Source organism: Streptomyces sp. NPDC043680, assembly GCF_056436685.1.
On sequence record NZ_JBWKCE010000005.1, the window covers coordinates 380,462 to 404,120 of the forward strand.

A 23,659-nucleotide genomic window follows, 5' to 3' on the forward strand; every position below is an offset into this window, starting at 1 on the left:
GCGGTGACCAGCGAACAACCCGACACATCACGCGGCACACGGCGGCGGCCTGCCTGGGCCATCGGCTCGATGGCGGCCGCCGTCCTGCTCGTGGGCGGCGGTACGGCGTACTGGGCCTCGACGGCATACGGCGACGGCTCGCCGGGCGGCCGTACGGGGGACAGCGCGGCCTCCGCGCCCCGCGTCGCGCCGAGTCCCCCAGGGCCGGGCATCGCCCCCGGCGAGCCGGACCCGCACGGCGGCGGGGTGACCTACCGGGCCGACGTCCCGCTCCCCGAGGCCCCGGCGACGGCGCCCTCCTTCGCCGCGACCGGGGAGGTCACCTCGGAGGAGGCGGCCCGGCTCGCGGCGGCCCTCGGGATCCCGGGCACCCCGCGGCTCAGCGGTGAGGTCTGGCAGGCCGGGGAGGCCGCCGACGGCTCCGGGCCCCGGCTCACGGTGAACCTCAAGGCTCCCGGGACCTGGAACTTCTCCCGCTTCCAGACGGGAGGCGGCGACGACTGCCAGCGGGGCAAGGACACCTGCGGCCCGGCCACCCTCCCCCAGGACGGCGGCTCCGGCGCGGCCGGCCAGGGCAACGCGGGCGCCAAGGGCGGCAAGCCGGTGAGCGAGGAGGCCGCGAAGGCCGCCGCCGCCCCGGTGCTCGCGGCCGCCGGGCAGAGCGGGGCCAAGCTGGACGCCCGCCTCACCCAGGGCTCGGTCCGGGTGGTCAGCGCGGACCCGGTGATCGGCGGGCTGCCCACGCAGGGCTGGTCCACGAAGGTCAGCGTGGGGGCCGACTCCCAGGTCGTGGCGGGCAGCGGCGCGCTGAAGGCGCCCGTCCGCGCCGCCGAGCAGCCTGTGATCGGGGCCGTCGAGGCGCTGGACCGGCTGAACCGGTCGTCGGCCGGACCCGGCACGGACCCCGGGCCGAGCGGCTGCGCGACCTCGGTCCCGCTGACGCCGGACACCCCGGTCGGCCCCTCGGACACGCCGCCCTGCAACCCGGAGCCGCGTCCGATGAAGCCGCCGCGGACCGAGACCGTGAAGGGAGCGGTCCTGGGGCTGGCCCCGGGGACGGTGGACGGGACCCGCGGTCTGGTGCCGGCCTGGCTCTTCGAGGTGGCGGGCGCGAACGGCGCGCCCGGGCACACCGTGGTCCAGCCGGCCGGCGAGAACGGCCAGAGCCCCGCACCCGTCCCGCAGGGCGGGCGTACCGTGCCCGGGTTCTCGTACGCACAGTCCGACCGGAAGCTGACCGTGAACTTCTGGGGCGGGGTGTGCAGCACCTATGCCCTGGAGGCGCGCGAGGAGGCCGGATCGGTGACGGTGCGGATCACCGACACCCCGACCAAGCCGGGTCAGGCCTGCATCATGATCGCCAAGGAGATGTCCGTGTCGGCGACCCTGCAGCAGCCGCTCGGCGAGCGCAAGGTGATCGACGCGACGACGGGCAAGCCTCTCGCCCGGCAGTAGCGCGATCCTGAGGCCTGCGCCTGAGACACCTGCGCGTACGCCGAGAGGGCCCCGACACCTGACGGTGTCGGGGCCCTCTCGGCGTACGGCCTCGCGGTGACGGCCTCGCGGCGGCTCGGGCCGCCGGACTTCCTAGCTGAACGAGTCGCCGCAGGCGCAGGAGCCGGTGGCGTTCGGGTTGTCGATCGTGAAGCCCTGCTTCTCGATGGTGTCGACGAAGTCGATCGAGGCGCCGTGCAGGTACGGGGAGCTCATCCGGTCCGTGACGACCTTCACGCCGTCGAAGTCCTTGACGACGTCGCCGTCGAGGGAGCGCTCGTCGAAGAAGAGCTGGTAGCGCAGGCCGGAGCAGCCGCCGGGCTGGACGGCGACGCGGAGGGCCAGGTCATCGCGGCCTTCCTGCTCCAGCAGGGTCCTGACCTTCTCGGCGGCGGCGTCGGACAGGAGGATGCCGTCGCTCACAGTGGTCTTGTCGTCCTGTACGGACATCTGCATTCACTCCCGAAGTGGGCGGCTCCCCGCCGGAGGCAGGGAAACGTCGGACTCTTGCCGTCGATGGCAACGAGCGGGGTCGCGGATTCATTCCGGACCCGACGCGTGTTTCAGATATTCATGCTCGCACACCCCCGCGGGCGGGTGGCCATGACGGACCGACCGGTTCGTCACAGGGCGAATGCGTCACATCGACACTATCGGCATCGTCAAAGTGACGTGAAGCGGCTATGATAGATAGCGTCAAATAGACGAGAAGTCGAAGCGATGTTTCAGAAGTCCCTTGTCGCAGAAACAGAAAGGGTGCGTGTGGTGACCACCGCCCAGCCTTTGGACGTCCAGCCGACGCCCCTCGCCCTGCTCCTGCTCGGCCGCGAGGCCGACCCCAAGAGCGAGCGCGGGGTGGAGTGCCCCGGCGACCTGCCGTCGCCGTCGGACCCGGACCTGGTGGCCCGTGCCCGCGCGGCCAAGGAGAAGCTCGGTGACAAGGTCTTCATCCTCGGTCACCACTACCAGCGTGACGAGGTCATCGAGTTCGCCGACGTCACCGGAGACTCCTTCAAGCTGGCCAAGGACGCGGCCGCCAAGCCGGAGGCCGAGTACATCGTCTTCTGCGGCGTCCACTTCATGGCCGAGTCGGCGGACATCCTGACCTCGGACGACCAGAAGGTCGTCCTGCCCGACCTGGCCGCCGGCTGCTCGATGGCCGACATGGCCACCGCCGAGCAGGTCGCCGAGTGCTGGGACGTGCTCACCGAGGCCGGCATAGCCGACGTCACGGTGCCCGTCTCCTACATGAACTCCTCCGCCGACATCAAGGCGTTCACCGGCAAGCACGGCGGCACCATCTGCACCTCCTCCAACGCCGAGCGGGCCCTCGGCTGGGCCTTCGAGCAGGGCGAGAAGGTCCTCTTCCTGCCGGACCAGCACCTGGGCCGCAACACCGCCGTCCGCGACATGGGCATGTCCCTGGACGACTGCGTGCTCTACAACCCGCACAAGCCGAACGGCGGCCTGACCGTCGAGGAGCTGCGCGCCGCCAAGATGATCCTGTGGCGCGGCCACTGCTCCGTCCACGGCCGCTTCTCGGTGGACTCGGTCAACGACGTGCGCGCCCGCATCCCCGGCGTGAACGTCCTCGTCCACCCGGAGTGCAAGCACGAGGTCGTGGCCGCGGCCGACTACGTCGGCTCGACGGAGTACATCATCAAGACGCTGGAGGCGGCCCCGGCCGGCTCCAAGTGGGCCATCGGCACCGAGCTGAACCTGGTCCGCCGCCTGGCGAACCGATTCGCCGCGGAGGACAAGGAGGTCGTCTTCCTCGACAAGACGGTCTGCTTCTGCTCGACGATGAACCGCATCGACCTCCCCCACCTGGTGTGGACCCTGGAGTCCCTGGCGGAGGGCTCACTCGTCAACCGCATCCAGGTCGACAAGGAGACCGAGAGCTTCGCGAAGCTCGCCCTGGAGCGCATGCTGGCGCTCCCGTAGGGAGTACAGGCACTCCGGGTCCGCCCGGACGCCTCGGCACGGGAGTGCCGTTGAACGGAGAAGGGGCGCCCCGCCGTGCGGGACGCCCCTTCTCCGTGCGTGCGCACCTCAGACCGTGGCCGGGGACTCCTCGTCCGAGACGGCCGACGGCGCCGGGACCACCGTGAGGCGGGCCCGCTTCTTCGCGCGGCGGCGTTCCTTGCGGAGTTCGGTCATCGTGTAGAGCGTCGGCACCAGCAGCAGGGTCAGCAGCGTCGAGCTGACCAGGCCGCCGATCACCACGACCGCCAGCGGCTGCGAGATGAAGCCGCCCTCGCCGGTGACGCCGAGTGCCATCGGGAGCAGCGCGAAGATCGTCGCCAGGGCGGTCATCAGGATCGGGCGCAGCCGGTGCCGGCCGCCCTCGACGACGGCTTCGACGACGTCCAGGCCCTGGGCGCGGTACTGGTTGACCAGGTCGATCAGGACGATCGCGTTGGTCACCACGATGCCGATGAGCATCAGCATGCCGATCAGCGCCGGGACACCCAGCGGGGTGCCGGTCACCAGGAGCAGGCCCAGCGCGCCGGTCGCCGCGAAGGGGATGGACACCAGCAGGATCAGCGGCTGGACCAGCGAGCGGAACGTCGCGACGAGCAGCATGAACACGATCGCGATGGCCGCGAGCATGGCCAGTCCCAGCGAGGCGAAGGCCTCGCCCTGGTCCTCGGAGACGCCGCCGACGGTGGCCGTGGCCCCTTCCGGCAGGTCCAGCGCCTTGATCTTCGTCTGGAGCTCGGCGCCGATCGCGCCGGTGTTGTCGCCGACCGGCTTGGCGGTGACGGTGGCGGCGCGGGCGCCGTCGATGCGGGTCATCGAGACCGGTCCGGGGACCTCCTTGACCTCGGCGATGTCGCCGAGCCGGAGGGGGCCGACGGGCAGCGCCTGCAGTTCGGCCAGGGTGGTGGCCGGCTGCGCGGACTTGATGACGACGTCCCGCTCGGTGTTGTCCAGGACGGCCTTGCCCGCCGGGTTGCCCCGTACGGCCTGGGCCACGATCGCGCCGAGCGCGGCCTGGTTCAGGCCCACCTCGGCGGCCTTCGGGGTGGCGGTCACCGAGATCCGGGGCACCGACTGGGACAGGTCGCTCTGTACGTCGGTGACGTCGTCGAGCGTGGCCACCTCGGCGCGGACCTGCTCGGCGGCCCGGGCGAGGACGGCCGCGTCGCCCGCCTTGACGACCACGCTGAGGTTCTGGCTGCCGAAGCCGCCGCCCGCCGAGATGCTGGTGTCACCGATGCCGTCGAGCCGGGCGAGGGCGTCCTCGATGCGCTTCTTGACGGCGTCCGTGTCGCCGGAGTCCTCCAGGGTGACCTGGTACGAGGCCTGGTTGGAGCCCGTACCACCGCCGAAGGCGGCCATGAAGCCGGAGGAGCCGACGGTGACCTGGTGGTCCTTGACCCCTTCGACCTCGGTGAGGGCCTTCTCCACCTTGTGGCTCGCCTCGTCGGAGGCCGCCAGGGAGGTGCCCGGGGGCAGCTGCTGCTTGACCGTCAGGACGCTCTGCTCGCCCTGGTCGAAGAAGTTGGTCTTCATCAGCGGGGTCATCGCGAAGGTGGCGACGAGGACCAGGACGGCGACGGTCAGGGTCGTGGCCCGGCGGCGCGTGACCAGGCCGAGGGCCCGTACGTAGCCGCGCTGGAGGCGGCTCTTCGCCTCCTTCTCCTCGGCCTCGCGGCGTGCCTTGCCCGGGTTCTGCGCCGCGCCCTCGGGGGTGCGCAGGAACCAGTACGAGAGCACCGGAACGACCGTCAGGGACACGAGCAGCGAAGCCAGCAGGGCCGCGGCGACGGTGAGGGAGAAGGGGCCGAAGAACTCTCCGACCATGCCGCCGACGAAGGCGATCGGAAGGAAGACGGCCACCGTGGTGAGCGTGGAGGAGGTAACCGCGCCGGCGACTTCCTTGACGGCGGTGATGATGGCGGCCTCGCGCTCCTCGCCGTAGCCGAGGTGGCGCTTGATGTTCTCCAGGACCACGATCGAGTCGTCGACGACGCGGCCGATGGCGATGGTGAGCGCGCCCAGCGTCAGCATGTTGAGGGACAGGTCGCGGGTCCACAGGACGATCAGGGCGAGGACGACCGACAGCGGGATGGAGACCGCGGTGACCAGCGTCGAGCGCAGCGAGCCCAGGAAGACCAGGATCACGATCACCGCGAAGAGCAGACCGAGCAGGCCCTCGGTGGTGAGGCTGGAGATGGACTTGGCCACGGGCGGCCCCTGGTCGCTGACCACGGTGAGCTCGGCGCCGGCGCCGAGCGTGGAGCGCAGCTCGGGCAGCTTGTCCCGGACGGCGTCGGAGATCGCGACGGCGCTGCCGTCCTTGTCCATGGTGAGGACGAGGGCGAGGCTGGGCTTGCCGTTGGTGCGGGTGAGGGAGACGGCCCGGGCGGGCTCCTGCGTGACGGAGGCGACATCGCCCAGGCGTACGGCCGGCTTTCCGGGGCCTGCGCTCAGGCGCAGGTCCTCCAGCTGGGCGAGCGAGGTGTAGCCGCCGCCGACGCGGACGGTGCGGTTCTTGCCCGCCTCGTCGAAGGAGCCCGCGGGGACGGTGGCGCCGCCCGCCTGGATGCCCTGGGCGAGGGCGGCGCCGTCGAGGCCGGCCGCCGTGAGCTTGGCGTTGTCGGGGGTGACGGTGATCTGGAGGTCCCGGACACCGTCGACGCTGACCTGGCCGACGCCCTCGATGTCCTCCAGGACGGGGACGACGGAGCGGCCGAGCTGGTCGGCGAGCGCCTGCTGGTCCTTGTCGGAGGTGACGGCGAGGACCACGGTCGGGATGTCGTCGGTGGAGCCGGCCACGACCTGCGGGTCCACCTCGGCGGGCAGCCGTACGCGCGCCCGGTTCACGGCCTGCTGGACGTCGGCGACGAGCTGCTTGGTGCCGCTGTCGCCGTAGTCGAACCTGGCCATGATCAGGGCGTTGCCCTCGCCGGCCGTGGAGGTGATGCCGGTAATGCCGTCGACGCCCTTGAGGGTGGCCTCGATCGGCTCGATGACCTGCTTCTCCACGACGTCGGGCGAGGCCCCCTGGTACGGGGCGAGCACGGACACCATCGGCAGTTCGATGGACGGCAGCAGCTGCTGCTTGAGCTGGGGGATCGCTATGGCGCCGAAGAGGAGCGCGACGATCGACACGAGGCCGGTCAGCGCTCTCTGGGCGAGGCTGAAGCGGGACAGCCACGACATGGGTGTGGGATCTCTCTGCAGTACGTACGGGGGCATGCCGCAGGCACACGCGAAGGCCGCGGGTCCCCGGGCCGAGGGGCCCTTCAGCCTCGCGGACGGCGGGGCGGTGGTGCGTCGCCCCCAGGTCCCGTCCTCGGGTGCGGCATACCGCGGTTGCAGTACGGCCGAGTACTGCGGCTATTCGCACCGGGGGCGGACCAGGCCCGATTCGTAGGCAATGACCACCAATTGGGCCCGGTCGCGGGCGCCGAGCTTGGCCATGGCCCGGTTGACGTGGGTCTTGACGGTGAGGGGGCTGACCTCCAGCCGGCCGCCGATCTCGTCGTTGGACAGGCCGGCGGCGACGTGCACGAGGACCTCGCGCTCCCGGCCGGTGAGGGCGGCGAGCCGCTGCGCGTGCGGGGCGGCGGGGGCAGCGGGGTCGTGGGCCGCGCCGGCCTGGGCGAGGAAGGTGGCGATCAGCCCTTTGGTGGCGGCCGGGGAGAGCAGGGCCTCCCCCGCGGCGGCGAGGCGGATGGCGTTCAGGAGCTCCTCGGGCTCGGCGCCCTTGCCGAGGAAGCCGGAGGCTCCGGCGCGCAGGGCCTGGACCACGTACTCGTCGACCTCGAAGGTGGTCAGCATGACCACGCGGACGGCGTCGAGTTCGGGGTCCGCGCTGATCATGCGGGTGGCGGCGAGGCCGTCGGTACCGGGCATCCGGATGTCCATGAGGACGACGTCGGGACGGGTCTGCCGGGCGAGCGCGAAGGCCTGCGCGCCGTCGGAGGCCTCGCCGACCACCTCCATGTCGGGCTCGGAGTCGACGAGCACCTTGAAGGCGCTGCGCAGCAGGGCCTGGTCGTCGGCGAGGAGCACGGTGATGACCGTCGGCGTCTCTTCCACGCCCCGACCCTACGGGCCCGGGCGTCCGCCGCCGCGCGGGGGTCTCAGCCGAGGGCCAGCACGATCAGGGCGGTGGTGGCCGAGGTTTCCGCGAGGGCGCCGAAGACGTCGCCCGTGACACCGCCGAAGCGGCGGACGCAGCGGCGCAGGAGGAGTTCGGCCACCGCCAGGGCGGCGAGGACCGCCGCCGCGTGCCGGCCGGCGGCCGGCAGGCCGAGCGGGAGGGCGGCGGCCGCGGCCGCCAGGACGGTCAGGGCGGCGACCGCGGCGGCGGCGCCGCGCGGGACCACGCCCGCGACCGCCGCGCCGAGCCCTTCGGGGCGGGCCGACGGGATGCCGGTGCGGGAGGCCAGGGCCATGGCCAGCCGGGCGGTGACCGCCGCCACCACCGCCGCGAGGGCGCCGCGGAGCGGGCCGTCGGCGTACGCCTCGGACAGCGCGCCGGCCTGAAGGAGCATCACCAGGACCAGCACCAGCACCCCGAAGGGGCCGATGTCGGACTGCTTCATGATGCGCAGCGCCTCGGCGGGGGGCTTGGCGCTGCCCAGCCCGTCCGCCGTGTCCGCGAGGCCGTCCAGGTGCAGGCCCCGGGTCAGGGCGGCCGGCACGGCGACGGTGGCGGCCGCGGCGAGCAGCGCGCCGCCGCCCAGCAGGAGCAGCACCGAGCCCGCCGCCGCGGCGAGCACGCCGACGACCAGCCCGGCGAGCGGGGCGCAGGCCATGCCGGTGCGGGCGGCCGCGCGGTCCCAGCGGGTGACGCGGGCGGGAAGCACGGTGAGGGTGCCGAACGCGAACCGGACGCCGTCGAGGAACGAGGCGCGTTCCGGAAGCTGCTCTTCGATCGAATCTGTCATCGGCGCGAACGCTACCCGCTCCCCCCGACCGGTAAATTGCCCATTACGGACAGATGGGCAGGTGGTGTCATGGGTCACTGGTGGTACCGGAACATCGTCGAGCCGGGGAAGCTGCCCCTGCTCCTCGCCCTCGTCTCCTTCGTCCTCTCGTTCCTGGTCACCCGTGTCATCACCCGGCTGATCCGGGCCGGGCGGGGCCCGTTCAAGAACATCACCCCGGGCGGGATGCACGTCCACCACGCGGTGCCCGGCGTGGTGCTCGTGATCGTCGGCGGGTTCGGCGCGGTCGGCAGCGGCCCGCACAGCTTCGGCTCGGGGCTCTCGGCGGTGGTCTTCGGGCTGGGAGCGGGCCTCGTCCTCGACGAGTTCGCGCTGATCCTGCACCTCGACGACGTCTACTGGAGCGAGCAGGGCCGCAAGAGCGTCGAGATCGTGGTGCTGACGGCCGCGCTGGTGGCGCTGGTGCTGGCCGGCTTCCTGCCGTTCGGGGTCAACGACCTGAACGCGGACGAACGCAGCAACCGGGGCCTCGTCGCCATGAACACCGCCACCAATTTCTTCCTGGCACTGGTCGCCCTGTGGAAGGGGAAGGGGCGCACCGCGCTGCTCGGCATCCTCGTCCCGTTCGTGGCCCTGATCGGCGCGATCAGGCTGGCCCGGCCCGGCTCCCCGTACGCGAAGCGGTTCTACGCGAACCGTCCACGGGCCCGCGCCAAGGCCAGGCTGCGCGCCTTCCACCACGACCGGCGCTGGGCGGCGCCGCGCCGCAAGTTCGAGAACTTCATCGGCGGGACACCCGATCCGGTCCGGGTGACGGCCGGGAAGACGAAGCCCCCGGCGCACTGAGACAGACCGGCGCCCGGCCCGCGCCCCGTGGTACGGGGGCGGGCCGGGCGCCGTAGGTGCCGGTCCTGCGGATCAGCCCGGGATCACGGGCTGCGAGTCACCATCAGGGGCCGCCGGTCAGCCCGGGATCAGGCCGTCGTCGCTGAGCATCTCCCGGACCTCGTCCAGCGTTGCCTCCGAGCCGGGCAGGATCAGCTCGGACGGCTCCAGCGCATCGTCGGGCAGCGGCTCCCCGAGTCGCCGCACCGCGTCGAGCAGCGCGCCGAGCGTCCGCCGGAAGCCCTGCTCGTCGCCGCTCTCCATCTCCGCGAGCAGCTCGTCGTCCAGCTTGTTGAGCTCGGGAAAGTGGCTGTCGGCCACCTTCACCTGGCCTTCCCCCATGATGCGGACAATCATGACGGGCCCCGTCCTACTGCTTGTCGAACCGGTGCTGGGTCTGCGACTGCTGGGCGCTGCCCGGGGCGCCGCCCTCGATGGCCTGCTGCTGAGCGGACGGGCCGCCCGCGAGCTCGGCCTTCATGCGCTGGAGCTCCAGCTCCACGTCCGTCCCGCCGGAGAGGCGGTCCAGCTCGGCCTGGATGTCGTCCTTCGAGCCGAGGCCGCTCTGGTCGTCGAGGGCGCCGGAGGCCAGCAGCTCGTCGATCGCGCCGGCGCGGGCCTGGAGCTGGGCGGTCTTGTCCTCGGCCCGCTGGATGGCCAGGCCGACATCGCTCATCTCCTCGGAGATGCCGGAGAAGGACTCCGCGATCCGCGTCTGCGCCTGGGCGGCGGTGTACGTGGCCTTGATGGTCTCCTTCTTCGTGCGGAAGGCGTCGACCTTGGCCTGCAGGCGCTGCGCGGCGAGGGTCAGCTTCTCCTCCTCGCCCTGAAGGGTCTGGTGCTGCACCTCCAGGTCGCTGACCTGCTGCTGCAGCGAGGCGCGGCGGGCCAGGGCCTCGCGGGCGAGGTCCTCCCGGCCGAGGGCCAGCGCCTTGCGGCCCTGGTCCTCCAGCTTCGCGGACTGGCCCTGGAGCTGGTTCAACTGCAGCTCCAGGCGCTTGCGGGAGGTCGCGACGTCGGCGACTCCGCGGCGCACCTTCTGCAGCAGCTCCAGCTGCTTCTGGTACGAGTAGTCGAGGGTCTCGCGCGGGTCCTCGGCCCGGTCCAGGGCCTTGTTCGCCTTCGCGCGGAAGATCATCCCCATACGCTTCATGACACCGCTCATGGGCTTCGCGCGCCCCCTTCTAGACGGACTTCGCTCCGGGTCGTCAGAACCCACAGTACGGGCCCTGTCTCCATTACCGCACTGTTCGTGAGCGGATGCGCTCCTCCTCCAGGACGACTACGCCCCGGCCCGTGTCAGGCGTGAGGAGTAGGTGCTCCCCCGACACCGCCGAGGGGCCCCGGATGAGCGGCGGCCGCTGCCCGAACCCTGCACAGGGAAGACGCCCGCCGTTGCCGGATCGTTCCCCGCCGAGGTGGGGTACTCGGCGGCGACCACGTACGCTTGCTTGTGTGTTTGGTAGCCGTTCCTCCAAGGAAGAGAAGGCCGCCCCCACCGAAAAGGTGAGCGCCGACCTCTCGCAGCCCCGTGACCCGCAGGCCCCGAAGGGCCGCCCGACGCCGAAGCGTGCTGTGGCCCAGTCGCAGCGCAAGGCCGTGGTGGCCTCGACCGGCAACCGCAAGGAGGACGCCAAGCGTGCCCGTGAGCGCCGCCGCGAGGAGCTGGCCAAGCAGCGCGAGGCGCTGGCCAGCGGCGACGAGCGCTACCTGCCCGCCCGTGACAAGGGCCCCGTGCGCCGGTTCGTCCGCGACTTCGTGGACTCCCGCTTCTCGGTCGCCGAGATGTTCCTGCCGCTGGCCGTGGTCATCCTGGTGATGAGCATGGTGCGGGTGCCGCAGATCCAGAACATCGCGCTGCTGCTGTGGCTCGCGGTGATCGCCCTGATCATCCTCGACTCGATCGGCCTCGTCTTCCGCCTCCGCAAGGCGCTGAACGAGCGCTTCGCGAACCAGCCCCGCCGCGGCGCCGTCGCGTACGGCCTGATGCGCACCCTCCAGATGCGCCGGCTGCGCCTGCCGAAGCCGCAGGTCAAGCGCGGGGAACGACCCTGAGCGGAGGGAAGCCCGCAGCGCCGGGGGACAGCTTCTCGCAGGGGGCCAGGCTGTGGCTGGAGGGTCTCGGCGGACTGCGCAACGCCGTCCGCCAGGAACTCGTGGGCCGGCAGGTCGACGAGCAGATCGTGCACCGCTTCCCGGTCGGGCAGCGGCTGCGCGTCCTGGACGTCGGCATGGGCCAGGGCACCCAGGCGCTGCGGCTCGCCCGCGCCGGGCACAAGGTCACCGGCCTGGAGCAGGACCCGGCCATGCTGGCGGTCGCCCGTGAGGCGCTGGCCGCCGAGCCCCCCGGCATCCAGGACCGGGTCCGGCTCATGGAGGGCGACGGCCGCGAGACCGGTGCGCACTTCACGCCCGGCAGCTTCGACGTGGTGCTGTGCCACGGCGTGCTGATGTACGTGCCCGAGCCCGACGGGATGCTCGCCGGACTGGCCCGGATGCTGGCGCCCGGCGGGCTGCTGTCCCTGCTGGTGCGCAATGGCGACGCCCTCGCGATGCGGCCCGGCCTGGACGGCGACTGGTCGGGGGCGCTGGCCGCCTTCGACACCACCGACTACACCAACCGGCTCGGCCTGGACGTGCGGGCCGACCGGCTGGCGGAGCTGACCTCCACGCTGTCCGGGATCGGCGCCCCCCTGCAGGCCTGGTACGGGGTACGGGTCTTCACCGACGGGACGGAGGCCGGCGGGACGCTCCCGCCGGACGAGGAACTGGAGCGGCTGCTCGCCGCCGAGGACCGCGCCGGGCGCACCGACCCGTACCGCGGGATAGCGGCGCTGCTGCACCTGTGCGGCGTACGCGGCTGACCCGCACCGGCGAACCGACGAGCCCCGGGCCCGACAGGGGCCCGGGGCTCGGCCGTTCCACCGCGACCGCCGCCCGGGCACAGGCCGAGGGGCGCAGGTCAAGGGGCACGGCCGGGACCGGGCGCCGGACTACGGGGTGTCCAGGGCCTCACGCAGGCTCATCGTGTACAGCTCGACGCCGTTGTCGTCGGAGAGCTTCACCTTCTCGGTGCCGCCTTCCAGCAGGTCCTTCCAGTACTCACCGATCCAGGACTCCGCGTCGCCCTGCGTGGTGAACTCCTCCGGCTCCACCGCCGGGTTCGCCACGCTGCCGTCGGCCGTCTCGAACCGCCACGTCCACGCCATGTCCGCCTCCGTTGCTCGTCCGCTGCTCGCACGTTCGCCTTGAGTCTGCCCCGCAGAGTAGCCGGGCGCGCACCACTCCCGGCGACGCGGGAGGATCATCCTGTGGAACTCACTCTGCTCGGCACCGGCACACCCGAAGGACTGCCCCGCCCCGGCTGTCCCTGCGCGGCCTGCGCGGTCTCCGTCGGCCCCCGGTCGCGCGCCGCGACCTCCCTCCTCGTCGACGGGGCGCTGCTGCTCGACCTGACCCCCGGGGCGGTCCTGGCCGGCGCCCGCGCGGGGCATTCGCTGGCCGGCGTACGGCAGGTCCTGCTGACCCACCCGCATGACGGGCCCCCGGTCGAGCTGCCGCCGGGACTGCCCGCCGCCGGGCGGGTGCCCGACGGGCGGGAGCTCTCCGTGATCAGCGGGCACCGCGTGCGGGCGGTGCCGATGGACGCGCCGGGCACCGGGTACGAGGTGACGGGCCCGGACGGGAGCCGGCTGCTGTACCTGCCGCCGGGCGGGGCGCCGGCCGGGATGGAGCCGGCCGCCGGGAGGCGCCCGTACGATCTGGTCCTCGCCGATGTACTGGGCCGCCCGGAGGCGCTGGCCCGGCTGCGGGCGAGCGGCGCCGCCGGGCCGACCACCGACGTGATCGCCGTCCACCTGGACCACGACACCCCGCCGGGAGGGGAGCTGGAGCGCCGGTGTGCGGCGGCCGGGGCGCGGGCGGTGCCGGACGGGACGACGGTGACGGTGGGCGAGTACCACGCGGTGCCGGACCTGCCGCGGCGGACCCTGGTGCTGGGCGGCGCCCGCTCGGGGAAGTCCTTCGAGGCGGAGCGGCGGCTCGGGAGTTTCCCCGAGGTGGTCTACGTGGCCACCGGCGGTTCCCGGGACGGCGACACGGAATGGGCGGCGCGGATCGCCCTGCACCGGGACCGGCGGCCCGGCAGCTGGCGCACCCTGGAGACCTGCGAGCTGGTGCCGCTGCTGGTGGAGGGAGGTCCGCCGCTGCTCATCGACTGCCTGGCGCTGTGGCTGACCGACGCGATGGACCGGGCCGGGGCCTGGGACGACGCCGTCTGGGCGGGGCGGGGCCACAAGGAGCTGCGCGAGCGGGTCGCCGCGCTGGTGGCCGCGCTGCGGGCGACCCGCCGCACGGTGGTGGCGGTGAGCAACGAGGTCGGCTCGGGGATCGTTCCCGCCACCGCCTCCGGCCGCCGTTTCCGTGACGAGCTGGGGCGGTTGAACGCGGCGGTGGCCGCCGAGTGCGAGCACGTCCTGCTGGTCGTGGCGGGCCAGGCGATGGTGCTGAAGGACTGACAAGGAGGCACCGCGCACGGGGGCTTGGGCAGGGCCTCACCGGCTGTACGCTCTGGCAGATGACCACGCTGAATCTCGACGACTTCTCCGATCTGATCGAGCGCCCCGACGGGGGCGTCCGGCGTGACGCCGAGGAACGCCGTGGGCGGCTGTCCGTACCGGCCGGGGCGCTCGGCCGGCTCGACGAGCTCGCCGAGTGGCTCGCCGCCGCGCAGGGGCAGGTCCCGGTCAAGCCGATCGAGCGGGCCCGGGTCGTGCTCTTCGCCGCCGACCACGGCATCGCCGCCGAGGGGGTTTCAGCCCGGGCCGCCGGCACCACCCACGAGCTGGTGCGGGCGGTGCTGGACGGGAGCAGTCCCGTGGCGGTCCTCGCCCGGCGGCTCGGCGCCGGCGTACGGGTCGTGGACGCGGGCCTGGACTGCGACCCGGAGCTGCTCCCCGAGGACGTGGTCCGCCACCGCGTCCGCCGGGGCAGCGGCCGCATCGACGTGGAGAACGCGCTCACCGTGGAGGAGGCCGAGGCGGCGCTGCGCCTGGGCATGCGGATCGCCGACGAGGAGGCCGACTCCGGGACCGATCTCGTCGTCCTGGGCGATCTGAGCGTCGGCGGGACCACCGTCGCCGCGACGCTGGTGGCCGCGCTGTGCGGAACCGATGCCTCCGTCGTCACCGGCCGCGGCGGACTGCCCGTCGACGACCTCACCTGGATGCGCAAGTGCGCCGCGATCCGCGACGCGCTGCGCCGCGCCCGTCCGGTCCTCGGCGACCAGGTGGCGCTGCTCGCGGCGGTCGGCGGCGCGGACGTCGCCGCCGTCACCGGCTTCCTGCTCCAGTGCGCGGTACGCCGTACCCCGGTGATCCTCGACGGGGTCGTCTCCGCGGCCGGCGCACTGGTCGCCCAGCGGGCGGCGTTCCGGGCCCCGGACTGGTGGCTGGCCGGACAGACCAGCGGGGAACCGGGCCAGAGCAAGGCCCTGGACCGGATGGCACTCAACCCCCTCCTCGACCACGGCGTCACTGTGGGGGAAGGCACCGGGGCACTGCTGGCGCTCCCCCTCGTCCAGGCGGCCGCCGCACTCGCGGCGGAACTCCCGGTGGGGGACGCCTCGGACCGCTCTGCGGACGAGGTCTGAGGGAGCGCGGCGCGCGGGCCGAGGGACCGGGCCCCCCGGGGGCGGTCCCGGCCCGCGCACCCATGGACGGCGACGCCCCATATCATCGCGTTTCATGGGAGAGGCCCGCTTGACCAGCGCAGATAAAGACCGGATCACCACACAAGCCGCACAAGGCACCCAAGCCGCGCAGGCCGCACCGGCCGCACCGGCCGCGAAGGTGACCGGGAGGGAAACGAACGGCAGGAGAGAGGACAAAGAAGAGGAGGGGCGCGGCCGGGGGTCCGCCCGCTCACGACGCAGCGCCGCGTTCGCCGTCTGGTACCTGCGCGCCGTCACCTTCGTCAACTTCCTCAGCGCGGTGTGGCTGTCCTTCGGACAGGACCTGCGCCGCCACAACACCGCCGACTTCTACACCCCTTACCTGCTCACCGCGGGCTTCGCGTCCGGGCTGTTCTCGCTGCTCCTCGCCGTCACGATGGGCCGCCGCAAGCGGGCCGCGTGGATCCTGAACCTGGTGCTCAGCGGCGTCCTGCTGCTGGCCTTCGCCACCGCGGCCTTCGCCCCGTGCACCAGCGGCGCCTTCAACCTGTGCTACCCCGAGTTCCGCGACCACACCCAGAACTGGGTCTCGCTCGCCCTGACCGCGGCCTTCGTCGGCGCCCTGCTGCTCGGCCGCAAGGAGTTCTACGCCAAGGGCGACCGCTCCAACCCCAAGCTCGCCACGGCCGTGGCCGCCGTCGGCCTGCTCGTCACCTCCCTGCTCGCCGCCGTGATCGTCGGCGCCGCCAACATCGATCCCGACGCCTCGGACGCCTCGTTCCTGGCCCGTTGGCGGTATGGCGTGATGCGGCTGATCACCCTGGCTCCCGACGACCGGGACTACGCAGCGATCACCACGCCGGGCTGGGTCGACGTCTTCATCAACGTCATGTCGATGGTGCTGCTGCTCGCCGTGCTGTTCGCCGCCTTCCGCTCCCGGCGGGCCGTCGACCCGCTCACCGAGGAGGACGAGGAGCGGCTGCGCGCGCTGCTCGCCAAGCAGGGCGACCGCGACTCGCTCGGCTACTTCGCGCTGCGCCGCGAGAAGTCCGTCATCTGGTCGCCCACCGGGAAGGCCGCCGTCACCTACCGCGTCGTCGGCGGCGTCTCGCTCGCCTCCGGCGACCCGATCGGCGACCCGGAGGCCTGGCCCGGCGCCATCGAGCCCTGGCTCGCCGAGGCACGGGAGCACGGCTGGGTGCCGGCCGTGATGGGGGCCAGCGAGGAGGCCGGGCAGATCTACGCCCGGCACGGCCTGGACGCGCTGGAGCTGGGCGACGAGGCGATCGTGGAGACCGCCGAGTTCACCCTGGAGGGCCGCGCCATGCGCACCGTCCGCCAGGCGTACAACCGGGTCAAGCGGGCCGGGTACACGGTACGGATCCGCCGCCACGCCGACATCCCGGCCGAGGAGATGGACGTCCTGCTGCGGCGGGCCGACGACTGGCGCGACGGCGCCACCGAGCGCGGCTTCTCGATGGCGCTGGGCCGACTGGGCGATCCCGGCGACGGCCAGTGCGTGATGCTGGAGTGCACCGACGGCAACGGCGAGCTGCGGGCGGTGCTGTCCTTCGTCCCGTGGGGCCCCAAGGGCCTGTCGCTGGACCTGATGCGCCGTGACCGGGACTCCGAGAACGGCCTGATGGAGTTCATGGTCATCGAACTCCTGGAACGCTCCAAGGAGATCGGCGTCACACAGGTCTCGCTCAACTTCGCGATGTTCCGTTCCGTCTTCGAACGTGGGTCGAAGCTCGGTGCCGGTCCGGTGCTGCGCATGTGGCGCTCGCTGCTGAGCTTCTTCTCCCGCTGGTGGCAGATCGAGTCCCTCTACCGGGCCAACGCCAAATACCGGCCGATCTGGGAGCCGCGGTTCATGCTCTTCGAGAAGAGCTCCGACCTGCTGCGGATCGGCATCGCGGCGGGCCGGGCCGAGGGCTTCCTGGAAGCCCCCGGCCTGCCGAAGTGGCTGAACCGCAGACATCTGGAGACCAATCGTTGACGGCTTGGACGCCCTCCCCACTCCGGCGGTTCGCCCGCCGTGAGTGGGGACCGCTGTTCTGGACGATCCGGGACGCCCTCGTCCACAGGAAGTGGCGGGCGGTTCCCATGACGATCGGGGCGGTCTGCCTGACCTCGGTCTTCCAGATCGTGCAGAACACGTCCTGGGGGTTCCAGCCCGTCCAGAACCTCGGGTCCGTCAAGGCCGTCGACCCGCTGTGGCTGGCGCTGCTGCGGACCCCGCTGTCGCTGTTCGTGCCCGCGCTCGACCTGCCCGTCTGGGGGGCGCTGGCGCAACTGCTGCTGGTCTTCGGGATCTCGGAGATCTGCATCGGCTGGTGGCGGACCCTGGTGATCGGCTACGTCGCCACCCTCGCCGGGACCACCTACGCCCGGATCGGGCTGTCGCTCGGCCCGGACCACCCCTTCGGCCTGCCGGTGTCGGACCGCGTCGTGAACGACACCGGTCCCTCGGCCGCCGTGGTGGGCCTCGCCATCTACCTGTGCTGGCGCTACCGGGCCTATCTGACCGGGGCCGTGGTCATCGCGGTGATGATCGGCGAGGTGCTGGTCAAGGACAACCTGGCGGGCAAGGAGCACCTCGCGGCCATCGCCGCGGTCATGGCGGTGTGCCTGGTCCGCGCGAAATGGGGCCCGGAGCGCTCCCGCACGCCGCTGGGCCGGCGCCCGCCGCCCGTGCCGGATCCGGCACCCGGTCCCTCGCCGGGTCCCGGGCCCGGCCCTGCGCCCGGTTCCCCACCCGGCCCCCGCGGCTGACGTCCGGCGCCGGGCCGGCCGCCCCGGGGCAGGCCGTACCGTATCGGGGTGACGACAGACCTCGGGCCGTTCGCCCCCACCCGGCAGTGGATGCGGGCCCATCCGCTCGCCACCGACGCCGTTCTCGCGCTCGGGGCGCTCGTCTCGATGGTCGTCGGGTCCTTCGCCGATCCGCACGGCCCGCACGGGCCCACCTTCGGCACCCGCACCCCCGAGCCGTTCTCGCTGCTGCTGATGCTGCTGGGCGCGGCGGCCCTGGTCTTCCGGCGCAGGCAGCCGCACGCGGTGCTCGCCGTGACCGCCGGCCTCTCGCTGCTGGAGCTGACCACGGGCGAGCCGCGGGCGCCCGTCGCCATGGCCGCGGTGATCGCGCTCTACACGCTGGCCTCCCGTACCGACCGGCCCACCGCCGGGCGGATCGGCCTGCTCACCATGGCCGGCATGACGGGGGTGGCCATGCTGTCGGGCCCACTGCCCTGGTACGCCCAGGAGAACATCGGCATCTTCGCCTGGACCGGGATGGCCGCCGCCGCGGGCGACGCGGTGCGCAGCCGGCGGGCGTTCGTCGACGCGATACGGGAGCGGGCCGAGCGGGCGGAGCGGACCCGCGAGGAGGAGGCCCGGCGGCGGGTCGCCGAGGAGCGGCTGCGGATCGCCCGCGACCTGCACGACGTGGTCGCCCACCACATCGCACTGGTCAACGTGCAGGCGGGGGTGGCCGCGCACGTCATGGACAAGCGGCCCGACCAGGCCAAGGAGGCCCTGGCCCACGTACGGGACGCGAGCCGCTCCGCGTTGAACGAGCTGCGGGCGACGGTGGGCCTGCTGCGGCAGTCCGGTGACCCGGAGGCCCCGACCGAGCCGGCGCCGGGGCTGGCCGTCCTGGACGAACTGGTGGACTCCTTCCGCAAGGCCGGGCTGCCGGTGAAGGTGATGATGGAGTTGGGCCGGGACGGGGACCCGCTGGCCGCTGCCGTGGACCTGGCGGCGTACCGGGTGATCCAGGAGGCGCTGACCAACGTCCGCAAGCACGCGGGCCAGGGGGCCCGCGCCGAGGTGAGCGTGGTCCGGGTCGGTGCCTCGGTGGAGGTGACGGTGCTCGACGACGGCGGCGCCGACAACGGGGCGGCCGAGAGCCCGGAGGGCGGCGGCCACGGCCTGCTCGGCATGCGGGAACGGGCCACCGCCCTGGGCGGCTCCTGCTTCGCGGGCCCCCGCTACGGCGGCGGCTACCGCGTCCACGCGGTCCTCCCGGTCGGGTAGGCGGTGTCCGGCGGCCGCCGGGTCAAGGCTGCGGACAGGTCTTGCGCCAGGCGTCCAGGTCGTACCTCTTCTCCAGCGAGCTCAGCTTGAGCTCGGCGGACTGCTTGCAGAACCGGCGTACCGGAAGTTCGTACTCCACGTGGAACACGGCCTTGCCCGCCTCGATGAACGGGGTCAGCCGCTCGCACTCCTCGTACTCGGCGCACTGCTCGTTGACCGCGAAGTCGAAGTCCCCCACCAACTGGGGAATCTGGTCCAGGTCGTTCTTCAGCCCCACCGACAGGCCCCGGTCGTGGGCCAGCTTCGCGATCAGCCGGTTGTAGGCGAGCTGGTCCCCGGCGGTCAGGGGGAAGCCCGTCTTGTTGGCGTAGCCGTCCATGTTGTCCGGCTCCACCGCGTCGAAGCCCTTCTCCCGGCACATGTCGATCCGCTTGGCCATCAGCGGCTCCAGCTCTGCGGTCCGCCGGATGTCCAGCCAGCGCTCGCCCTCCCAGCCGTTGCCCTGGCCGAGCAGCTCCTTCGGGAACTCCCGGGCGTCCGGGCGGAACTCCTCCCACGCGCCGGTGGAGAGGTAGCAGACGGTCTTGCGCCCGGCCTTCTTCAGCTCCGCCATCTGCTCCGCGGTCGCGTGGAAGCCGTCGATGTCGAAGACGGCCGCCTTGACCGAGGTGTCGAGCCGGCCCGTGAGCTGCCACTGCCAGCTCACCCCCGGCCGGGGCTGCCAGCGCTGCCCCACCGGCGGGTCCGGGGCGATCTCGTCCGGCTCCGGCTCGGGCTCCGGTTCCGGGCCGGCGCACGCGGCCAGCAGCAGCAGCGGTACGAGGAGCAGCAGCAGCCGGCGGGCGGCGGAGGGCTTCATCCGGCGGCCTCCAGGGCGTACGGGAGGGTCCCCCACGGGTGGGCTCCGGTGCCCGGGACCGCGCAGTGCACTCCCGCCCTGCGCTGCCGCGCGAGGTCGGCGGCGGGTGCGCCCGGCGGGACGGCGTACACCAGGTGGCAGAACCGCTGGGCGGGGTGGTCGGCGGTCCAGGGCGGTACGGCCGCGTCCCGGTAGGCGTCCCAGGGCCCCTCGAAGGTGACCAGCAGGTCGGCGAGTTCGGCGTAGCCGGGGTGCGGGTGGACCCCGTGGTTGAGGACGAGGGTACGGGCGCCGGCCGCCCGGGCGGCGACGGCGAGCCGCCCGTAGTGGGCGAGCGGCCCCGGATCGGAGGAGGCCTGGTCGAGGAAGGCCCCGTCGGCGCCGTACCAGTCGCGGTGGCGCAGCAGGTCCTGCACCACGTCGGCGTGCGGGCGGCGCCCGTAGTCGGTGTCGGTGTATCCGAGGACGGGCACCCCGGCCTCGCGCAGCCGCCCCGCGACGGCGGCGAACCGCTCGTCGGGGGCGTCGCCGGGACCGCTGTCGGGGTTGAGGACCACCGAGTGCAGCCGGCCCGCGGAGGCGATCAGCCGCTCCCAGTCCTCGGGCCGGTCGGCGGGGTGCTCGTAGAGGGGCACCAGCAGCATGACGTCCTTCTTCTCGTACGGGGCCAGGTCAGCGGTGTGCCGTCGCCCGGCCGAGGTGCAGGCAGACGAGCACGCCCAGGGCGGCCGCGGCCGCGCCGGCCACCACCAGTTGGAGCAGCCGCGGCTGTCCCAGCCCCGCCAGCAGCGCGAGGCTCTGGGCGAGGGCCGCCGAGGCGCAGACCACGGCGGCGGGCCGGACCGCCCCGAAGGACTGGAGCAGCAGCCCGGTCCACATGACGGCGCCGAGCAGCAGCAGGGTCGCGCTCCGGACCCCGGTCAGGCCAGGCGCCCCGGGCCACAGCAGGGTGCCGACCAGCCCCAGGACCAGCAGCACCGCCAGGTAGGCGACGAGGCAGCGGGCCAGGGTGGCGAGCATCCGCAGCCGGAACTGCCCGGGCGAGCGGGCGGCCCGCAGCCCGGCCAGGCTGCCGCTGCGGAAGCGGTGCAGCAGCCATTCGGCGGGACCCATGCTGAGGGTGAGCGCCACCGCCGAGGGGGCGGCGACGGCCTCGGCGGGGCCTCCGGCGAGCACCTCGCCCAGGGCGGCGTACAGCACGAGCAGGCCGGTGCCGAGACCGAACACCCCGTAGGGCACCGAGTCCGCGAGCCGGGGGCCGCGCGGGCCGTACTCCTCCTCGCCGCCCCGCAGCATCCGCCAGCGCACCGCTCCTTCGCCGGCGCGGTGCCCGGTCCGGCCCGGGGCGCGGATCCGGCGTGCGGCGGCCCGTACCCCCTCGTCCAGCGGCAGTTCGCGTACGGCCAGCGTGCAGGCGGCGAGCAGGGACACCAGCAGCAGACCCACCCGTACCCGCAGGGGCAGGTCGGTGAAGAGCGCGAGCACGGACCCCGCGGCCATCGGGGAGAGCGCGGCCAGCAGCACCCGCTCCCGGCCGAGCACCAGGAGCACGGTGGCGGCCCCCACGTACAGGGCCTGCCCGGCGGCGAAGGCGTACGAGAACGGCGGCCCGCCGGGCACGGTCAGCGCGGCGGCGGTGCCGAGCAGCGCGCCGGCGGGGGCGCCGACGAGCAGGGTCCGCCCGGCGGCGGCCCGGTCGCCGAGGCCCATCCAGGAGTAGGCGCGGTGGGACAGGGTCTGGTCCCACACCCAGCCGATGAGCGCCCCGGCGAGCAGGGTCAACGTCCCGGCGGGCAGTCCGAGCCGGTCCTTGGGGCCCTCCAGCAGGGGGGCGCCCAGGACGTAGGCCAGGCCCGGCAGGGCGAAGATCACCCCGCGCAGCAGGCAGGCGGTGAGGGAGACCTTCCAGGGGTCGGGGACGTGCTCGGGCTCCGGGAAGGCGCGGGGCACGCGTGCGTAGAGCTCCTCGGCGAGGCCGAAGGAGTCGTGGCGGCCGTAGGTGAGCCGGATGTGCTCGTCCGTCATCCCGTCGGATTCGAGGATGGCGGCGATCTCGTCGGGGTGGACGGCCGCCGCAACGAGCACGTCGAGGCGTTCGGCGAGTTCGTCCATGGGGTCGGCGGCGGTGGCGGTGCCGGGTTCCCCCGGCCCGCTGCGGCGGGGCCGGGGGATGGCGGGCAGGGTGTCGCCGCCGGGGACGCGCAGCCAGAGGGATCCGCTCACCACATGCTCCCGTCCGCTGCGAGTTCCCGGTACCAGGGGTCGGCGAGCCGCTGCGTCCAGTTGTCGCCCGCGGGGAGCGGCAGGACGGGTTGGCCGGCACGCTTCTCGTCGGCGAGGCCGCGGTAGATGTGCCGGAAGCCGTTCACCGACTGGTGGAGGGTGAACTTCTCGACGACCCGCTTGCGGGAGAGCCGGCCGAGCTCGGCGCGGCGTTCGTGGTCGCGCAGCAGGGCCAGGGTGGCGCGGGCCATGGTCTCCGGTTCGCGCGGCGGGACGACGAGACCGGTGTCGCCGACGGCCTCGCGGACCCCGCCGACGTCGGTGGAGACGGTGGTGCGTCCGCAGGACATGGCCTCGATGATGCTGAAGGGGAAGCCCTCGCTGATGCTGGAGAGCATCACGATGCTGCCGGCGGCGTAGGCGCGGGCGACCTCGTCGATGCGCCCCTCGTACGTGATCCCGTCGCCCACCCCCAGCTCGGCGGCGAGTTTCTCCAGCCGGAGCCGATAGTCCTCGCAGCCGGCGGGAACGGGGCCGAACAGGCGCAGCCGCAGGGAGGGCAGTTCCTTGCGCATGAACGCGTAGGCGCGGATGAGGGTTTCGAGGTCCTTGATGGGGTCGATGCGGCCGCACCAGCTGAGGGTGGGCACCTCGGGCTCGGGTCCGGCCTCGGGGAAGGCGTGCGGGTCGACGCCGTTGTAGACGGTGCGGATCCGGTCGGAGGCGGCACCTCCGCGCTCCTCCCAGCGGCGGTTGTACTGGTTGCAGGGGGTGATGAGGTCGGCCTGCCGGTAGCCCTCGGTGTTGAGCTCGCGGTAGAAGCCGAGCATGAGGGCCTTGACGGGCCACCGCTCGGCGGCGCGGCGGTAGCCGAGGTAGCGCTCGCGCAGGTAGATGCCGTGTTCGGTGAGCAGGAAGGGCACCTGGTCGAGGTATTTGGCGGCGAGGGCCGGCAGGGTGGCGAGGCCGCTGCTGACGGCGTGCGCGACGCTGTCGGGCGGGATCCGCACGGCCAGGGGCCGCAGCGCGTGTTCCAGCAGGTCGGTGGCGGTGAGGGCGTCGTGGATGGTCGGCGCGGCGGCCGCGGTGGCCAGGCCGGGGCGGGTCCACACGTCCATGAGCAGGCGCAGGACCGATTCGGAGCGCAGGGCCGGGGCGAGCCGGCCGGCCCGGGCGAGGAGGGCGAGTTCGTGCAGGGACGCGGAGAAGTCGTGGCCGGCCGGGCCGGCTGCGGGGTCGAGCAGTGACAGCAGGAAGGCTTCGTACGTCTCGCTGAACCGGCGGTGGGCCCGGCCCCGCAGGGCGGCGCGGCGGCTGCGGCCGGGCGGCGGCCCCCACAGCGGGACGGCGGTGTGCCGGTAGACGTTGCGCGGGAGCTCCCAGGTGACCGGTTCACGGCCGGTGCCGGTCAGGGCTATGACATTGAAGTCGACCTCCGGCATTCCGCGTACCAGCTGGTCGCACCAGGTGCTGACTCCCCCGTGGACGTGCGGATAGGTGCCTTCGGTGAGCATGGTGACATGGCGCCCATGGCTCATGCGGTGTGTCCCCCCAGGACGGAAAAGGGGCCGGCGCCCGTGG

21 protein-coding genes are annotated in these 23,659 nt (G+C 73.2%); 10 read left to right on the forward strand and 11 right to left on the reverse strand.

The annotated features are described in order from the left end of the window. Window positions 1–3 precede the first annotated feature (3 nt). Window positions 4–1,455, forward strand: a complete 1,452-nt coding sequence (locus tag AC0666_RS14085; RefSeq protein ID WP_468967217.1) for a hypothetical protein — start codon at window positions 4–6, stop codon at window positions 1,453–1,455. A gap of 132 nt (window positions 1,456–1,587) precedes the next feature. Here the strand turns inward: AC0666_RS14085 and erpA are convergent, their stop codons facing one another. Next, window positions 1,588–1,944, reverse strand: a complete 357-nt coding sequence (gene erpA / locus AC0666_RS14090; protein WP_030010511.1) for an iron-sulfur cluster insertion protein ErpA — start codon at window positions 1,942–1,944, stop codon at window positions 1,588–1,590. 306 nt (window positions 1,945–2,250) lie between these two features. On the opposite strand from erpA, the gene nadA reads away from it, so the two are divergent. Then, a complete protein-coding gene (gene nadA, locus AC0666_RS14095) occupies window positions 2,251–3,438 on the forward strand; it encodes a quinolinate synthase NadA (RefSeq protein ID WP_468584185.1) in 1,188 nt (395 codons plus the stop codon). Between the two features lie 108 nt (window positions 3,439–3,546). Here nadA and AC0666_RS14100 read toward each other — a convergent pair whose 3' ends face one another. The 3 genes from AC0666_RS14100 to AC0666_RS14110 form a co-directional block, all read right to left on the reverse strand. Further along, window positions 3,547–6,666, reverse strand: a complete 3,120-nt coding sequence (locus AC0666_RS14100; RefSeq protein ID WP_478707642.1) for an efflux RND transporter permease subunit — start codon at window positions 6,664–6,666, stop codon at window positions 3,547–3,549. A 177-nt stretch (window positions 6,667–6,843) separates the two neighbouring features. Beyond that, on the reverse strand, window positions 6,844–7,548 hold the full coding sequence (locus tag AC0666_RS14105) for a response regulator transcription factor (protein ID WP_361723144.1): 705 nt from the start codon (window positions 7,546–7,548) through the stop codon (window positions 6,844–6,846). A gap of 44 nt (window positions 7,549–7,592) precedes the next feature. Next, window positions 7,593–8,402: an adenosylcobinamide-GDP ribazoletransferase gene (locus AC0666_RS14110; protein ID WP_468967223.1), complete on the reverse strand. Its 810-nt coding sequence runs from the start codon at window positions 8,400–8,402 to the stop codon at window positions 7,593–7,595. A gap of 69 nt (window positions 8,403–8,471) precedes the next feature. On the opposite strand from AC0666_RS14110, the gene AC0666_RS14115 reads away from it, so the two are divergent. Then, window positions 8,472–9,248 (forward strand): hypothetical protein, encoded by a 777-nt coding sequence (locus AC0666_RS14115; RefSeq protein ID WP_468967225.1) that lies wholly within the window; start codon window positions 8,472–8,474, stop codon window positions 9,246–9,248. A 117-nt stretch (window positions 9,249–9,365) separates the two neighbouring features. Here AC0666_RS14115 and pspAA read toward each other — a convergent pair whose 3' ends face one another. Together pspAA and AC0666_RS14125 are read right to left on the reverse strand one after the other, a co-directional pair. Next, window positions 9,366–9,644, reverse strand: a complete 279-nt coding sequence (pspAA, locus tag AC0666_RS14120) for a PspA-associated protein PspAA (protein WP_468967228.1) — start codon at window positions 9,642–9,644, stop codon at window positions 9,366–9,368. A 13-nt stretch (window positions 9,645–9,657) separates the two neighbouring features. Then, a complete protein-coding gene (locus AC0666_RS14125) occupies window positions 9,658–10,452 on the reverse strand; it encodes a PspA/IM30 family protein (RefSeq protein ID WP_468967232.1) in 795 nt (264 codons plus the stop codon). A 290-nt stretch (window positions 10,453–10,742) separates the two neighbouring features. Between AC0666_RS14125 and AC0666_RS14130 the strand changes: the two genes are divergently transcribed. Both AC0666_RS14130 and AC0666_RS14135 read left to right on the forward strand, forming a co-directional pair. Continuing rightward, on the forward strand, window positions 10,743–11,342 hold the full coding sequence (locus AC0666_RS14130; RefSeq protein ID WP_468584195.1) for a DUF3043 domain-containing protein: 600 nt from the start codon (window positions 10,743–10,745) through the stop codon (window positions 11,340–11,342). A 101-nt stretch (window positions 11,343–11,443) separates the two neighbouring features. Further along, window positions 11,444–12,151 carry a class I SAM-dependent methyltransferase gene (locus AC0666_RS14135; RefSeq protein WP_468967236.1) on the forward strand — a complete coding sequence of 236 codons (708 nt, stop codon included), beginning with the start codon at window positions 11,444–11,446 and terminating at the stop codon, window positions 12,149–12,151. A 129-nt stretch (window positions 12,152–12,280) separates the two neighbouring features. Here the strand turns inward: AC0666_RS14135 and AC0666_RS14140 are convergent, their stop codons facing one another. After that, window positions 12,281–12,496: a hypothetical protein gene (locus AC0666_RS14140; protein WP_361723126.1), complete on the reverse strand. Its 216-nt coding sequence runs from the start codon at window positions 12,494–12,496 to the stop codon at window positions 12,281–12,283. A 102-nt stretch (window positions 12,497–12,598) separates the two neighbouring features. Between AC0666_RS14140 and AC0666_RS14145 the strand changes: the two genes are divergently transcribed. The 5 genes from AC0666_RS14145 to AC0666_RS14165 all read left to right on the forward strand — a co-directional run bounded on the left by AC0666_RS14145 (window position 12,599) and on the right by AC0666_RS14165 (window position 18,996). Then, window positions 12,599–13,804, forward strand: coding sequence for a bifunctional adenosylcobinamide kinase/adenosylcobinamide-phosphate guanylyltransferase (locus tag AC0666_RS14145; protein WP_468967240.1), 1,206 nt, complete (start codon window positions 12,599–12,601; stop codon window positions 13,802–13,804). 59 nt (window positions 13,805–13,863) lie between these two features. Beyond that, window positions 13,864–14,937, forward strand: a complete 1,074-nt coding sequence (cobT, locus tag AC0666_RS14150; protein ID WP_478707643.1) for a nicotinate-nucleotide--dimethylbenzimidazole phosphoribosyltransferase — start codon at window positions 13,864–13,866, stop codon at window positions 14,935–14,937. A gap of 94 nt (window positions 14,938–15,031) precedes the next feature. Continuing rightward, window positions 15,032–16,957 carry a phosphatidylglycerol lysyltransferase domain-containing protein gene (locus AC0666_RS14155; RefSeq protein WP_468967245.1) on the forward strand — a complete coding sequence of 642 codons (1,926 nt, stop codon included), beginning with the start codon at window positions 15,032–15,034 and terminating at the stop codon, window positions 16,955–16,957. 107 nt (window positions 16,958–17,064) lie between these two features. Continuing rightward, complete coding sequence (locus AC0666_RS14160) at window positions 17,065–17,733, forward strand: hypothetical protein (RefSeq protein WP_468967246.1); 669 nt, start codon at window positions 17,065–17,067, stop codon at window positions 17,731–17,733. Window positions 17,734–17,823: 90 nt separating this feature from the next. Continuing rightward, a complete protein-coding gene (locus AC0666_RS14165) occupies window positions 17,824–18,996 on the forward strand; it encodes a sensor histidine kinase (RefSeq protein WP_478707702.1) in 1,173 nt (390 codons plus the stop codon). 22 nt (window positions 18,997–19,018) lie between these two features. Here AC0666_RS14165 and AC0666_RS14170 read toward each other — a convergent pair whose 3' ends face one another. The 4 genes from AC0666_RS14170 to pelF are packed head-to-tail and all read right to left on the reverse strand — an operon-like array spanning window position 19,019 to window position 23,616. Then, window positions 19,019–19,855, reverse strand: a complete 837-nt coding sequence (locus AC0666_RS14170; protein WP_468967249.1) for an endo alpha-1,4 polygalactosaminidase — start codon at window positions 19,853–19,855, stop codon at window positions 19,019–19,021. Further along, the gene (locus AC0666_RS14175) at window positions 19,852–20,499 is read right to left on the reverse strand and encodes a spherulation-specific family 4 protein (RefSeq protein WP_478707644.1); all 648 of its coding nucleotides are present in this window, start codon (window positions 20,497–20,499) and stop codon (window positions 19,852–19,854) included. Before AC0666_RS14175 ends, AC0666_RS14170 begins: the two co-directional genes overlap by 4 nt. Window positions 20,500–20,527: 28 nt before the next feature. Next, window positions 20,528–22,078 (reverse strand): hypothetical protein, encoded by a 1,551-nt coding sequence (locus AC0666_RS14180; RefSeq protein ID WP_468967255.1) that lies wholly within the window; start codon window positions 22,076–22,078, stop codon window positions 20,528–20,530. Next, window positions 22,075–23,616 (reverse strand): GT4 family glycosyltransferase PelF, encoded by a 1,542-nt coding sequence (pelF, locus tag AC0666_RS14185; RefSeq protein WP_478707645.1) that lies wholly within the window; start codon window positions 23,614–23,616, stop codon window positions 22,075–22,077. The genes AC0666_RS14180 and pelF overlap by 4 nt, the downstream gene beginning before the upstream one ends. Between the last annotated feature and the right edge of the window lie 43 nt (window positions 23,617–23,659).